The sequence below is a fragment of the Pseudomonas sp. FP2309 genome, from assembly GCF_030687575.1.
Classification (GTDB): Bacteria; Pseudomonadota; Gammaproteobacteria; order Pseudomonadales; family Pseudomonadaceae; genus Aquipseudomonas.
In genome coordinates this window covers 702,579-717,280 of sequence record NZ_CP117439.1, presented here as the reverse complement: position 1 = coordinate 717,280, position 14,702 = coordinate 702,579, and the positions used below count along the sequence as shown (strand labels likewise).

Genomic DNA, 14,702 nt, shown 5'->3' with positions numbered 1-14,702 from the left:
CCCTCAAGGAGACTGCATGCCCACCTTACTCACCGACTGGCGCGACCGCCCGACCCATCGCCGCGTATGGGCCCTGGCAGCGCCGATGATTCTGTCGAACATCTCGGTGCCGTTGGTCGCGCTGGTGGACAGTATGGTCATCGGCCACCTGCCCCATGCCCACCAACTGGGCGCCGTGGCGGTGGGGGCCAGCCTGTATACCTTCCTGGCCTGGGCCATGGGGTTTCTGCGCATGGGCACCACCGGTTTCGCCGCCCAGGCCGCCGGGCGCAATGACGGCGCGGCCCTGCGGCAAATCCTGCTGCAAGGGTTGCTGCTGGCGCTGGGCCTGGCGATGCTGCTGGGCACCGTGGGCATTCCCCTGAGCCATCTCGCACTGGGATGGATGCAGCCCTCGCCCGAACTGAACCAACTGACCCGCGATTTCTTCCACACTCGCCTGTTCGGCCTGCCAGCCGCGCTGGCCAGCTATGCCTTGGTCGGCTGGTTCCTCGGCACGCAGAACGCCCGCGCACCGCTGGCGATTCTGCTGAGCACCAACGCGGTCAACATCGCGCTCAACCTGTGGTTCGTGCTCGGTTTGGACTGGGGTGTGGTCGGTTCGGCCCGCGCCTCGGTGATCGCCGAATGGACCGGCGCCCTGCTCGGCCTGGCGCTGACGCAAAAAGCCCTGCGCGCTTATCCTGGGCACCTAGTCTGGGCCGCGCTGAAGGTCTGGCAAAACTGGCGCCCATTGCTGGCGGTCAACCGCGATATCTTTATCCGCAGCCTGGCGTTGCAATCGGTGTTTTTCATGATCACCGTGCAAGGCGCACGCCTGGGCGATGCCACTGTCGCGGCCAATGCGCTGTTACTCAACGGCCTGCTGCTGACGGCCCATGCGTTGGACGGGTTGGCCCACGCCGTGGAAGCCCTGTGCGGCCACGCCATTGGTGCCCGTGACCGCCAGTCCCTGCGTCGTTCACTGGTGGTGGCCGGTGGTTGGTCGCTGATCGCCAGCCTCGGTTTTGCCCTGCTGTTCAGCGTTGCCGGGCACCTGTTTATCGCCATGCAAACCGACATTCCCAGCGTGCGCGAAACCGCTGACATCTACCTGCCTTACCTGGCGGTGCTGCCGCTGATTGCGGTATGGAGTTATTTGCTCGATGGCCTGTTTATCGGCGCCACGCGCGCGCGGGAGATGCGCAACGGTATGCTGTTGACGGTGCTGCTGGTGCTGCCGATTGCCTGGGCATTGCAGGGGCTGGGCAACCACGGATTGTGGATAACCTTCCTGCTGTTCATGGCAGTGCGCAGCCTGACGCTATGGGCGATTGCGTGGCGTCTGAATCGGCAAGGGCTGTGGCTGGGAGGCAACTGAAGCCTCACTGAGGCAACGCCATCGCGGGCAAGCCCGACTCCCGCACGGGAGCCGGGTCACCTCATTTACGAGGACAGGTACGAAGACCGCGTCAGGCCCAGGCGCAAGGCATCCAGGAACTGGGTGCGCTCACTGGCGCTGATTTTCGCGCTGGCGCACTTGTCACGGTAGTGAGTCATCAACTCCTCGGGCGACAAGTGCACGTAGCGCAGCATGTCTTCGATGGTGTCGTGGGTCTCGATCCCGGCGCTGTACACCGAACCGTCTTCACGCTGGTAGATGTTCACCGAGTCGGTGTCACCGAACAGGTTGTGCATATCGCCGAGGATTTCCTGGTAGGCACCGACCAGGAAGATGCCCAGCAGGTAGTCTTCGCCCTCGTTCAAGGCGTGCACCGGCAGGCTGGTTTCGATGCTCTGCTCGTCGACGTATTGCTTGATCTTGCCGTCGGAGTCGCAGGTCAGGTCTTGCAGCACGGCGCGGCGCAGCGGCTCTTCGTCGAGACGGTGCAGCGGCAGGATCGGCAGCACCTGGCCGATGGCCCAGGTGTCCGGCAGGCTCTGGAACACCGAGAAGTTGCAGATGTACTTGTCGGCCAGCTTGTCGTTGAGTTCGTCCAGCACCTGGCGGTGCGAGCGCTGGCGGGCTTTCAACGAGTTGTGCAGGCGGCGGCATACGGCGAAGTAGCACTGTTCGGCCAGGGCTTTCTCGGCCAGGGTCAGTTTGCCGTCGGCGTACTGGGTGGCCACGTCGCTCATGTAGTGGGTGGCGCGCCAGTAGGTTTCGGTGACCATCTCGATGTCGGTCGGGCCGAGCAGGTCCACCAGCCACTGCACGGTTTCCGGCAGGCTTTCCTTGTTTTCGATCTTTGGGATTTCGTCGTTGTGTTTCTCGACGTCGGTCACCTGCACCACCAGCATGGCGTGGTGCGCGGTCAGGGAACGGCCGCTTTCGGAGAAGATATGCGGGTGCGGCAGGCTCTGCGCATCGCAGAATTCCTTGAGCATGCCCACGACCACGCCGGCGTAGTCGTCCATGTCGTAGTTGATGGAGCTGGCGTTACGCGAGTGCGTACCGTCGTAGTCCACGCCCAGGCCGCCACCGACGTCGATGTGATCCACCGGCAGGCCGAGGTTGCGCAGTTCGCCGTAGTAACGAATGGCTTCCTTGAACCCGTGCTGGTAGTCGGCCAGGTTGGCGATCTGCGAGCCCATGTGAAAGTGCAGCAGGCGAATGCCCTGATCCAGGCCCGCCGCGCGGAAGCGCTCGACCACGGACAGCAATTGCGCCGCCGACAAACCGAACTTGGACTTCTCGCCGCCGGTGTCCGCCCACTTGCTCGACGCCAGGGACGACAGGCGCACACGCAGGCCCACCTGTGGCTTGACCTTGAGGCTGGCGGCCTCTTCGATCACCAGGCCGACTTCGGATTCTTTCTCGATCACGATAAATACGTTGTGGCCAAGCTTCTGGCCCATCAGCGCGAGGCGGATGAACTCACGATCCTTGTAACCGTTGCAGACGATGGTGCCGCCCTTCGGCGCCAGCGCCAGCACCGCCAGCAGCTCAGGCTTGGAGCCGGCTTCCAGGCCGATGGAGACGTTCTGGGTGGCGATGATGTTTTCGATCACCGCTTCCTGCTGGTTCACCTTGATCGGGTACAGCGCGGTGTATTTGCTCTGATATTCCAGGCGTTCGATGTTGGCATCGAAGGCGCCGGTGAGCTGACGGACACGGTCCTGCAGGATGTCGGGAAAGCGCACCAGCAAGGGCAACGACAGGCCGCTTTTGCGCAACTGATCGACCTGCTCGTAGAGGTCGACAGGTGTGCTGTTCGGGCCGTTCGGACGGACTTCAACGCGACCGGCGTCATTGATCGCGAAATACCCGGCCCCCCAATGGCGGATCCCGTAAACACTGCGGCTGTCCGCAACTGTCCATTGGCTGCCATCGTCTTTGCGTGTGCGTCGTACGGACATCGAAGTCCCCTATAAATGAAGGCGAAGGCGCCACCTCTCGTTCGAGGCTGGCGCAGTCTAAAGAATGAAAATGACGATTTGCCTGCAAGGGAGGTAGACCTCACGCGCAGGGCAGAGTTTAGACACAGGTCGGGAAGAGGCTTTCAGCCGCCGGACTTCTTGGCCTTGTAACCGAGCTTGATCAGCTCGGCCAACAGCAACTCGACGTGATCGCCCTGGATCTCGATGACCCCGTCCTTCAACGCGCCACCGGTGCCACAGCGCTTTTTCAGCGTCGTGGCGAGGTCCTTGAGCGCGTCTTCGGCCAACGGCACGCCGGTGATGGTGGTCACCGTCTTGCCGCCACGGCCCTTGCTCTCGCGTCGCACGCGGGCAATACCGTCGCCTTGCGGGATCAGCGTCTGTTTGCAGGTGCATGAGTCCACGGGCTGACGACAGTCCGGGCAATGCCGACCTGCGTCGGTGGAAAATACCAGGCCACCGAGGGCGGCGAAGGATGCGGCTTTTTTGGCCACCGGCAATCCTCTTGGGAGGATGAAGACTGATCGGCGCGCTTATCCGCCACCGACCGCGAAGCCCCACTCAGGCAGGGGCAGCGCTACCGAACCGCCAAGGCGGCTCGGGTGAAAAGTCGCGCAGTGTAACGGCAAAAAGCTCAGTTGCTAAGAGCCAAATGGCGCCAATTTATGCAACTTTAGCGACGCGAGGCCAGATAGCGCCGCAAGCCCTCTTGAGCGTCCGGGCAGTAGGGCTTTTGCTCAGCCTCCTGCAGGACCGTTTCAATCGGTAAAAAGCGTGCCTCCATGACTTCTTCGGGTTGCAGACACAGGGGACCATCCCACACGGCCACAGACGGCTGTCACCATCCTCGAAGTAGAAATGATCATGCTCGATCAATTCCACCCCGCTCACGCCCAGCTCTTCAGCCAGTTCGCGCTGCGCCGACAGGGCATAACTCTCCCCCCGCGCGACCATGCCACCGGCGGCCGTGTCCCAGAAACCGGGGTACAGCGCCTTGCTCAAGGTGCGCCGATGCACACACAGCTCGCCTTTGGTGTTGAACAGGAAGATAAAAGTGCAGCGGCCGATCAGACCGCGCTGGCGAAGGTCGGACCTGACCAGGTGGCCGAGCAGGTTGTCGTGCTCGTCGACCCAGCAGATCAGTTCAGCATCGGAGGCCGCGCGGTGGGCGGCCTCCTTTTGAGTAGCGTCCATCATCAACCCTGATTGAGGAGCTGACGCAAATCGATCACTGCAGCGTTGGCTCGGGAAATGTAGTTGGCCATCACGAGCGAATGATTCGCCAGTACACCGAAGCCACTGCCGTTAAGAATCATAGGACTCCACACCGGTTCCTGCGAGGCTTCCAGTTCACGAATGATCTGGCGCACGCTGACGGTGGCGTTTTTCTTGGCCAGTACGTCGGCAAAGTCGACTTCAATGGCACGCAGCAGGTGGGACAAGGCCCACGCCTGGCCACGGGCCTCGTAGAACACGTTGTCGATCTGCATCCAAGGGGTTTCCACCACTTCTTCATCGACTTGCGGCGCTTGACCCGGTGCCAGTGCTTCGGTCTTCAGCGCGGTGTTCAATTTGACCCGACCGACACTGGCCGACAGGCGCTGGGACAGCGAGCCCAGGCGGGTGGCGACATCGCCCAGCCAGTTGTTCAGGTTGTCGGCACGAGCGTAGAACAACGCGCCGCGCTGGTTCGGGTCGGACAGACGGGCTTCATAGCGGCTCAGGGAATTGATGCCTTCCTGGTATTCCGACTCGCTGGAAGGCAGCACCCAGCTCTTGTTGTCGAAGTTGAAGCGCGGCTCGGCCTTGGCCAGGTCAGCGTCTTCGGCCGACTGCGACTGGGAGCGGGCAAAGTCTTTGCGCAAGGCGCGGGTCAGGTCACGTACCTGCACCAGCACGCCGTATTCCCAGCTGGGCATGTTGTCCATCCACAGGCCCGGCGGGAAACGGTCATTGGAAATATAGCCACCGGGTTTATTCAGCAAGGTGCCGGCCACGGTTTTGAGGGTTTCGACGGTGGTGTAGCCCAGCACCATTTGCTTGCCGTCTTTCTCGGCAGCAATTTGCGCATTCTGCTGGACCGGGAACAGTGCCGGCTCTTCGCTCCAGTACCAACCCAGGGCACCGGTGGCCAACAGGTACAGGCCGAGGACGCTGAGCACCGCCCGGCTCATCAGCACTGTACGAAAATAGCTGCGGTTGGCCGACTTGGGCTCAGGGGCGGGGCCTTTGGCGCTGCCTGCACGGTTTTTCCAGTCCAGCATGGCGATATCCTTTCAATCACTTGAGTTCATGCACTTGAATTGATGGCGTGCGTTCAAACATTCCGACCGCAACCCTACCCCATCGTGCCCGCCAGTGCGGGGCTTTTAATCAAACTGGCGCGCGCGGGATGTTCGACTATAAAGGATGCACGCTGTTTATGCTGCGCGACCGCCTGGTCATTAACTGAATGTCAGGGACTCGCAGTTAATTGATGTATGACACTCATACGATCGAAAAGAGGTGCTAGCATAGAGCCATCAGTTCGACCTCTGCATGCCCCCCAAACTAGTAGTCAGGATATGAACGAGCCAGAAGACCCCAGCCGTGAGCGCCTCAAGCAACATTTTGCCCAGCGGGTGATTCATCAGGCACGTCAAATTCTTGAGATCTGGCAGCGCCTGCAGCGCAGCGAATGGTCAGGCGCCGACCTGTCCGAACTCAGCGAAGCAAACTTGCGCCTACTGCGCTTTGCCGAGCGTTTTGAACAGCCCGAGCACGGCAAACTGGCTCAGCATATCGGCGAGTCGCTCAAGGCAGTGGATGAAAACCGCGGCCGCCTCAGCAGCCAACTGATCACCGAACTCAACCGCTTGATGCAGCGCTTGTCCCGCACCGGCCTGCGCCAGGGCGACTTGCTCGAACAAACCTACCTGCCGCCGATGCGTAAGCCGATCTACGTGATGCTGGCCGATCACGACCGTGCCGAGCGCCTGGCCAAGCAACTCGAATTCTTTGGCATGAGTGCCCAGTCCCTGGACAGCGTGGCGGCGTTTCGTGCCTCCATGGCCGAGCGTTTACCTTCAGCCATTGTGATGGACGTGGACTTCTGCGGTGCCGGCCTGGGCCTCAAGCTCGCCGCCGAAGCCCAGGAAGGCCTGGAACATAAGCTGCCGCTGCTGTTTTTCAGCCTGCATGAAACCGACACGCCTACCCGCCTGGCCGCTGTGCGCGCTGGCGGCCAGGAGTTTTTGACCGGCACCCTGGAAGCGTCCAGCCTGCTGGAAAAAATCGAAGTGCTCACCTGTATTGCCCAGTACGAGCCTTACAAAGTGCTGATCATCGACGACTCGCGGGCCCAGGCCCTGCATACCGAGCGCCTGCTCAACAGCGCCGGCATTGTCACCCGCACCTTGATCGAGCCGATCCAGGCCATGGCCGAACTGGCGGACTTTCAGCCCGACCTGATTATCCTCGACATGTATATGCCGGCCTGTACCGGTACCGAGTTGGCCAAGGTGATACGCCACAACGACCGCTATGTCAGTGTTCCGATCATTTACCTCTCGGCCGAAGACGACCTGGACAAACAATTGGACGCCATGAGCGAAGGCGGCGACGACTTCCTCACCAAACCGATCAAGCCGCGTCACCTGATCACCACCGTGCGCAACCGCGCGGCCCGCGCCCGCCACCTCAAGGCGCGGATGGTGCGCGACAGCCTGACCGGGCTGTACAACCACACCCATATCCTGCAACTGCTCGAAGACTGCAGCTTCCGCGCGCGCCGCGAGAACAAGCCGTTGAGCTTTGCCATGCTCGACATCGACCACTTCAAGCGCGTCAATGACAGCCATGGCCACCCCATGGGTGACCGCGTGATCAAGAGCCTGGCGCTGTTCCTCAAGCAGCGCTTGCGCAAGACCGACTATATCGGGCGCTACGGCGGTGAAGAGTTCGCCATCGTAATGCCCGACACCGACCTGGAGTCGGCCTGCCAGGTGCTCGATGAGATCCGCGGGCGCTTTGCCGAAATCCACTATCCGGCCCAGCCGCAGGATCTGTGGTGCACGTTCAGCGCCGGGGTGGTGGAACTGCGCGACGACTCCGACAGCCTGATGATGGCCGCCCAGGCCGACGAAGCGCTGTACCGCGCCAAGGGGGCCGGACGCAACCGCGTGCAAGCGGCACGCACATCAAAGCAAAGTGCCATCTTTTCACCGGAATCCACTGAGTCCGTCATAACGCTGTAACAGAAACGCAATAACTTCAGGCACTTATCTTCTGCCGTCGGTTGAAACCACGCATGCGCCTGAAGCTGCTGACCAATCTCAACACCCTTCTTCTGGTGGCCGTGTGCCTCGCACTTGGGGCCACACTGTGGTGGTCGCAACGCGCGCTGGAACGCCCCTATTTACTGATGGAACGCTACCTGTCGCTGTCGCAGACCTTCCAGAATCAGGCGGCCCGCAACATCAACGACTACCTGGCCAGTGGCGATGCCCTGCGCTTGAGCAGCGCCAGTCAAAGCCTGGAAAGCCTGCTGCAGCACTTGGATGAACTGCCCGCCGACCTGGCGCAAAACCTGCGCCCCAGCCTGGCAGACCTGGAGGCCTTCAGCAAGACCGACCTGCTGGCCGCTGGCAAGTTGGCCGGCGACCCGCAAGCCCTGTTGCTGCAAGCCGAGCGTGAACTGGGCGCGAACCTGGAACAGTTGAGCGGGTATGCCCTGGGCGTGAATACGCCTGAGGCCTCGCGTTATCTGCCGCCGCTGCTGGCGGCATCCCAACACTTGAGCAAGCTGTCCCTGGCCCGCGACAAATTGGTAAGCAGCGGTCGCGCTGAACTGGCCGACGATGTAGAGCGCGAAGTCGGCACTATCCGCAGCCAGGCCGATTTGCTGGAGTCGTTGCCATTGCTCGGCGTCAAGGCCAGCACTGAATCCAACACTGACGATTTTTCCGCGCTGATGGGCCTGGAAAACACCGAGAAAGCCGAAGTCCAGGACTCCGGCGTTGACCTCAAGCGCGAACTCAACAGCCTGTTGACCCGCTACCCCGCTGAACTCAAGCGCACCCGCGAACAGATCCAGAAGCGCGCCGACCTGGCGGCCGCCACCCATCTGAAAATAAACGCCGTGCAACAGGCCATCGCCGGTCTTGAACCGGTGGTGCGCGCCCAACACGCCATCATCCAGGGCGAAGTGCGCATGATGCAGGTTGTAATGATCGGCCTGATCCTGCTGATTGCGCTGCTGATCGACACCCTGCAACGACGCCTGGCGCGGGTGTTGACCAACCTGGCGCCAGCGCTGTCGACCTGGGGCGAAGGCGACTTCAGCCAGCCGATCGCCCTGGGCAAAACCAATCGCGAATTGCACGATATCGAAGCCTCTCTGAACCGCTTGCGCGCTTATCTGGTGGACTTGGTGGGCACTATTCGCGGCAATGCGCAGGAAGTGGCCGGCAGCAGCCGCGCCCTCGCCGAACTGAGCAGCGGCCTGCACGATGGTGCCGGACGCCAGGCCGCAGACACGGCGCAGATACGCGACTCCCTGGGCGAACTGGAAGCCACCATCCAGCAAGTGGCTGGCGATGCCAGCCAGGCCGCCGGCGCCAGCCGCAGCGCGGGCCAGGCGGTCGAGCAAGGCCAACGGGTGATCGGCCTGAGCCTCACCGGCCTGCATGCGTTGGTAGGTGAGGTGCAGCAAAATGCGCAGATGATCGAAAAACTCGCCGAAGAGTCCGCCACCATCGGCGGCGTTCTTACGGTGATTCGCTCGATTGCCGACCAGACCAACCTGCTGGCACTCAACGCTGCCATCGAGGCCGCCCGCGCCGGTGAAGCCGGGCGTGGCTTTGCCGTGGTCGCCGACGAAGTACGCACCCTGGCCCAGCGCACCGCGGGCGCCACCGCCGAAATCCAGGGTTTGATCAGCAACCTGCAAAGCGCTGCCCACCGGTCTGTGGAAGGCATGCGCGCCCAGGTCGAACACGCCGAAGCCACCGCTCAGCAGGCGCAAGCGGCGGACGGCGCGCTGGATGAAATCGTCGGGGCGATCCAGACCATTGCCGACACCGCCGTGCGGATTGCCGATGTCACGGCGCAGCAAAGTGGCGCCGTCAGCGAAATTCGCGATAACAGTGAGCGCATCCACCAACTGGGTGAGGACAACTTGCTGCGCATCGGCCAGGGCCGCAGCCAGGGCGAGCGCCTGCTGGTGCTGGGTGGGCAGCTCAACACGGCGGTGCAGGCCTTCCGCGTCTGACGCGATCGCCACCCATGGGACGATCAAAATGTGCGGGCTTGCGCTCGAATGCAGCGGATCAGTGAGGGGCGCAATGGCTGACCCGCTGCATTCGTGAGTGCACCCACCCCAACATTTCAGAACCGGACAATCAATGACCGGATCACTGGCCCCGGTCACAAATTTCGCGCAATCCTCGCTAATCGTGCTGCCTACTGCATAGAACTGGACAGTCACAAAGGCTTTGCGGCATAGTCGCCGGGTTCTGCCGTACTCCCACCAATAACAAGGAACAGCCGATGGCGACCTTACTGGTTCTTCACGGACCCAACCTGAACCTGCTTGGCACCCGCGAACCGGGCGTCTACGGGGCGGTAACCCTGGACCAGATCAACCTCGACCTGGAACGACGGGCGCGTGAAGCCGGCCACCATTTGCTCTACCTGCAAAGCAATGCCGAGTACGAACTGATTGATCGCATCCATGCCGCGCGCGGCGAAGGCGTGGACTTTATCCTGATCAATCCCGCCGCTTTTACGCATACAAGTGTTGCATTACGTGACGCGCTGCTGGCGGTGAGCATCCCATTCATCGAAGTGCATTTATCGAACGTGCACAAACGCGAAGCTTTCCGCCATCACTCTTACTTCTCCGACGTAGCGGTAGGAGTGATCTGCGGCCTTGGCGCCAGCGGTTACCGACTGGCCCTGGAGGCCGCCCTGGAACACGTTGAAGAACAGGCTAAACGCCCCTGACCGACCCTTGGGAGTTGATGATTCATGGATATCCGTAAAGTTAAGAAATTGATCGAACTGCTGGAAGAATCCGGTATCGACGAGCTGGAAATCAAGGAAGGCGAAGAGTCCGTACGGATCAGCCGTCACAGCAAGACCCCGGCACAACAGTTCTACGCACCGCAGATGCAAGCACCGGCTCCAGCTGCTGCTCCAGCTGCCGCGCCTGCCGCCGCCGCTCCTGCTGCCCCAGCCGCGCCTGCGCTGAACGGTTTCGTGGTCAAGTCGCCAATGGTCGGTACCTTCTACCGCACCCCGGCACCGACTTCGCCAGCCTTCGTTGAAGTCGGCAAGACCGTGAAAGTGGGCGACACCATCTGCATCGTTGAAGCGATGAAGATGATGAACCACATCACTGCCGAAAAAGCCGGCGTCATCGAATCCATCCTGGTAGAAAACGGTCAGCCGGTTGAGTACGACCAGCCGCTGTTCACCATCGTTTGAACCGCGGAGCGCCTTCGATGTTGAAACCTGCGAAGAAACTGCAAAAAGTCCTGATCGCCAACCGCGGCGAGATCGCGCTGCGTATCCTGCGCGCCTGTAAGGAAGAGGGCATCAAGACCGTCGCTGTTTACTCGACGGCCGATACCGAATTGATGCACGTGAAACTGGCGGACGAAAGCATCTGCATCGGCCCGCCACTGGCCACGAACTCGTACCTGAAAGTCTCGAACATCATCGCGGCCGCTGAAGTGACCGGCGCTGATGGCATCCACCCCGGCTACGGCTTCCTCGCGGAAAACGCCGACTTCGCCGAACAGGTGGAAAAATCCGGGTTTGCCTTCATTGGCCCGAAAGCCGAAACCATTCGCCTGATGGGCGACAAGGTATCGGCCAAGGACGCCATGATCGCGGCCGGCGTGCCGACCGTTCCAGGCTCCGACGGCCCACTGCCTGAAGACGAAGAAACCGCTCTGCGCATCGGTCGCGAAGTCGGTTACCCGGTGATCATCAAGGCCGCCGGTGGCGGTGGTGGTCGCGGCATGCGCGTGGTGCACAAGGAAGAAGACCTGATCGAAGCCGCCAAGCAGACCCGCTCCGAAGCGGGCGCCTGGTTCGGCAACCCGATGGTCTACCTGGAGAAGTACCTGACCAACCCACGTCACGTGGAAGTGCAGGTACTGTCCGACGGCCAGGGCCACGCCATCCACCTGGGCGATCGCGATTGCTCGCTGCAACGCCGTCACCAGAAGGTGCTGGAAGAAGCACCGGCTCCGGGCCTGGATGAAAAAGCCCGGCAGGAAGTGCTGGCTCGCTGCGTCAAGGCGTGCATCGACATCAACTACCGTGGCGCCGGCACCTTCGAGTTCCTCTACGAAAACGGTCGTTTCTACTTCATCGAGATGAACACTCGCGTGCAGGTAGAGCACCCGGTGTCGGAGATGGTCACCGGTATCGACATCGTCAAGGAAATGCTCAGCATCGCCGCTGGCAACGTGCTGTCCTTCACCCAGGACGACGTGAAGATGCACGGCCACTCCCTGGAGTGCCGTATCAACGCCGAAGACCCGAAAACCTTTATCCCAAGCCCTGGCCTGGTCAAGCATTTCCATGCGCCAGGCGGCAACGGCGTACGTGTGGATTCGCACCTGTACAGCGGCTACAAGGTTCCGTCCAACTACGACTCGCTGATCGGCAAGCTGATCACCTGGGGTGCCACCCGCGACGAGGCCATGGCCCGTATGCGTAATGCCCTGGACGAAATCGTGGTCGACGGCATCAAGACCAACATCCCGCTGCACCGGGATCTGGTTCGTGATGAAGGCTTCTGCGAAGGTGGTGTGAACATTCACTACCTGGAACACAAGCTGGCCAACCAGTAAGTGCTCCACCCAACAGAGCCGCCTTCGGGCGGTTTTGTTGTTTCCGGGCCCTGTGTTTTGAAGGTGTACACAGATCAAATGCGGGAGGGCGCTTGCCCCCTGCCACATTTGCTCTGTGTCTGTCGTCTTCTGCCCGCCGCTGGCGTAAACTTGCGCCCTTTCGCAGCCCCACCCCGCTGCACACTCATTCTTTTCAAAGGTGCCCGCCATGCCTTGGCTGCAAGTCCGTCTCGCCATCAGCCCAGAACAAGCCGAAACCTACGAAGACGCGTTCCTCGAAGTCGGCGCGGTATCGGTGACGTTCATGGACGCCGAAGACCAGCCGATCTTCGAACCGGAACTCAATACCACGCCGTTGTGGTCCCACACCCATCTGCTGGCCCTGTTCGAAGACGGCACCGATGCCACCGCCGTCCTGGCCCACATGGAATTGCTCACCGGCAGCCCGCTACCGGAACATCACAGTGAAGTGATCGAAGACCAGGACTGGGAACGCAGCTGGATGGACAACTTCCAGCCGATGCGTTTCGGCCAGCGCCTGTGGATCGTGCCGAGCTGGCACGCCGCACCGGAGCCCGACGCGGTCAACCTGCTGCTGGACCCGGGCCTGGCGTTTGGTACCGGCACCCACCCCACCACCGCGCTGTGCCTGGAATGGCTGGACGGCCAGAACCTGACCGACAGCCACGTGCTGGACTTCGGCTGCGGTTCAGGGATCCTGGCGATTGCCGCGCTGCTGCTGGGCGCCAAAGAAGCGGTGGGCACCGATATCGACGTGCAGGCGCTGGAAGCCTCCCGCGATAACGCCGGGCGCAACCATATCCCTGAAGGCAAATTCCCACTCTACCTGCCTGAGGACCTGCCTCAGGTGCAGGCCGATGTGCTGGTGGCGAACATCCTCGCCGGACCACTGGTGTCGTTGGCGCCGCAATTGTCGAGCCTGGTCAAGCCTGGCGGACGTCTGGCGCTGTCGGGCATCCTTGCCGAGCAGGGCGAAGACGTCGCTGCAGCGTATGCCAAGGATTTCGAGCTGGACCCGATCGCCAACCGCGACGGCTGGGTACGCATCAGCGGACGTCGGCGCTAGAATGAGCGCTTGCCTGAATCGGATGGCCGCATGACCGACAGTTTCGTCACCCAGTGCCCGCATTGCCACGCACGCTTTCGCGTCAACCACGCTCAATTGAGTGTGGCCCGCGGCGTGGTGCGCTGCGGCTCATGCCTGCAAGTGTTCAATGCCGCTCGCCAATTGCTGGAGCAGCGCGCCCACGCGCCTGCACCGGAACAGCCGGCCGCCACTGAGCCGACGCCCCAGGCAACGCCCGAGCCAGAGCCACAGCGCGCGATCAGCCAGAAGCAGTGGACCGCCGAAGAGCTGGACCTGGACAACCTGGACCTCGACGAGGAACTGGCCAAGCTCGAACGCCGCGAGATTCAGCACACCCTGCCGGCGGGCGCGGAGCGTCGTCAGCCCGGCGCCGACCGCCGGCAAAAAGAAGACACCCTCAGCGCCAGCCGCGAAACGGTCAAGGCCGAGGAAGAAAAATGGGCCACCAGCCTGTTCAGCGAACCGCCGCAGGAGCGCCCCAGCGCCGCCGAAGACGAACCTGAACCGCCTCAAGCCTCTGCGGCCAATCAGCGCACCGAACCGTCCATGACGCTGCACGCCAACGCGATTGACGACGAACCGCCGTTGCACGCCGCGCCGGACGATGAAGACCGCGACCCGCCCTTCACGCCGCTCACCCTAGCAGCAGATGAGCCGGAACACGAAGAACGCCCACAACCGCGTCGCAAACGCCTGCGTCCGGAGCCTGGGGTGCACGACGACGTGCTGCAGGACCTCGAAGACGATCCCTTGCACCTGTACGCGCAAAAACGTCCGTCGGGCTGGGGCCGTCGCCTGATTTGGATCCTGCTGGTGCTGATCGCGGCCGCCGGCCTGGCCGCCCAGTACATCGCCTACCAATTCGACGACCTGGCGCGCCAGGACGCCTACCGCCCATGGTTCCAGCAACTGTGCCCCACCCTGGGCTGCACCGTGCCATCGCGGGTCGATATCTCCCACATCAAGAGCAGCAACCTGGTAGTGCGCAGCCACCCGGAGTTCGCCGGAGCGCTGGTCGTGGATGCCATCATCTACAACCGCGCAACGTTCTCCCAGCCCTTCCCCCTGCTGGAGCTGCGCTTTGCCGACCTCAATGGCAACCTGATTGCCAGTCGTCGCTTCAAACCCGCCGAATACCTGAGCGGCGAATTGGCCGGTGTGAGCGAAATGCCATCGCAGACCCCGATTCATATCTCCCTGGACATCCTCGATCCAGGCAACAAAGCCGTGAATTACAGCCTGAGCTTCCATTCCCCGGAATGAATCGACCCACGCGCAGAAGCTTGACGGTGGATTATTGACCCCACGCCACCCAACCAAACCGGCGGCGATAAAGAAATAACTGTTCAGATTTTATCCAATTCAGCCTTTATCCAGTCATCGAGAGC

At 61.9% G+C, this 14,702-nt stretch carries 10 protein-coding genes and 2 pseudogenes; 8 read left to right on the top strand and 4 right to left on the bottom strand.

Annotated features, from left to right (window positions below):
* Positions 1-16: 16 nt before the first annotated feature.
* Positions 17-1,360 (top strand): MATE family efflux transporter, encoded by a 1,344-nt coding sequence (locus tag PSH59_RS03100; protein ID WP_305394281.1) that lies wholly within the window; start codon positions 17-19, stop codon positions 1,358-1,360.
* Positions 1,361-1,425: 65 nt separating this feature from the next.
* On the opposite strand, the gene speA is transcribed toward PSH59_RS03100, so the two are convergent.
* From speA to PSH59_RS03080, 4 genes and pseudogenes are all read right to left on the bottom strand, one after another.
* Positions 1,426-3,339, bottom strand: coding sequence for an arginine decarboxylase (speA, locus tag PSH59_RS03095; RefSeq protein ID WP_017527874.1), 1,914 nt, complete (start codon positions 3,337-3,339; stop codon positions 1,426-1,428).
* Between the two features lie 143 nt (positions 3,340-3,482).
* The gene (locus PSH59_RS03090) at positions 3,483-3,854 is read right to left on the bottom strand and encodes a translation initiation factor Sui1 (RefSeq protein WP_248077636.1); all 372 of its coding nucleotides are present in this window, start codon (positions 3,852-3,854) and stop codon (positions 3,483-3,485) included.
* A 179-nt stretch (positions 3,855-4,033) separates the two neighbouring features.
* Positions 4,034-4,554: pseudogene (locus PSH59_RS03085) on the bottom strand (NUDIX hydrolase).
* A gap of 2 nt (positions 4,555-4,556) precedes the next feature.
* Positions 4,557-5,534 (bottom strand): DUF2333 family protein, encoded by a 978-nt coding sequence (locus PSH59_RS03080; RefSeq protein ID WP_370694411.1) that lies wholly within the window; start codon positions 5,532-5,534, stop codon positions 4,557-4,559.
* A 390-nt stretch (positions 5,535-5,924) separates the two neighbouring features.
* On the opposite strand from PSH59_RS03080, the gene PSH59_RS03075 reads away from it, so the two are divergent.
* The 7 genes and pseudogenes from PSH59_RS03075 (at position 5,925) to PSH59_RS03045 (ending at position 14,577) form a co-directional block, all read left to right on the top strand.
* Positions 5,925-7,595, top strand: coding sequence for a PleD family two-component system response regulator (locus PSH59_RS03075; protein WP_248077629.1), 1,671 nt, complete (start codon positions 5,925-5,927; stop codon positions 7,593-7,595).
* Between the two features lie 1,499 nt (positions 7,596-9,094).
* Positions 9,095-9,610 (top strand): annotated as a pseudogene (locus tag PSH59_RS26215) (methyl-accepting chemotaxis protein); the annotation flags it as partial.
* 278 nt (positions 9,611-9,888) lie between these two features.
* Positions 9,889-10,344, top strand: coding sequence for a type II 3-dehydroquinate dehydratase (gene aroQ / locus PSH59_RS03065; protein WP_159932734.1), 456 nt, complete (start codon positions 9,889-9,891; stop codon positions 10,342-10,344).
* Between the two features lie 24 nt (positions 10,345-10,368).
* Complete coding sequence (gene accB / locus PSH59_RS03060) at positions 10,369-10,827, top strand: acetyl-CoA carboxylase biotin carboxyl carrier protein (RefSeq protein ID WP_181284677.1); 459 nt, start codon at positions 10,369-10,371, stop codon at positions 10,825-10,827.
* A 17-nt stretch (positions 10,828-10,844) separates the two neighbouring features.
* Positions 10,845-12,206, top strand: coding sequence for an acetyl-CoA carboxylase biotin carboxylase subunit (gene accC, locus PSH59_RS03055; RefSeq protein WP_003188188.1), 1,362 nt, complete (start codon positions 10,845-10,847; stop codon positions 12,204-12,206).
* Positions 12,207-12,414: 208 nt separating this feature from the next.
* Positions 12,415-13,293 (top strand): 50S ribosomal protein L11 methyltransferase, encoded by an 879-nt coding sequence (gene prmA / locus PSH59_RS03050; protein WP_305394279.1) that lies wholly within the window; start codon positions 12,415-12,417, stop codon positions 13,291-13,293.
* Between the two features lie 30 nt (positions 13,294-13,323).
* A complete protein-coding gene (locus PSH59_RS03045) occupies positions 13,324-14,577 on the top strand; it encodes a DUF3426 domain-containing protein (RefSeq protein WP_305394278.1) in 1,254 nt (417 codons plus the stop codon).
* The last annotated feature ends 125 nt before the right edge of the window (positions 14,578-14,702 follow it).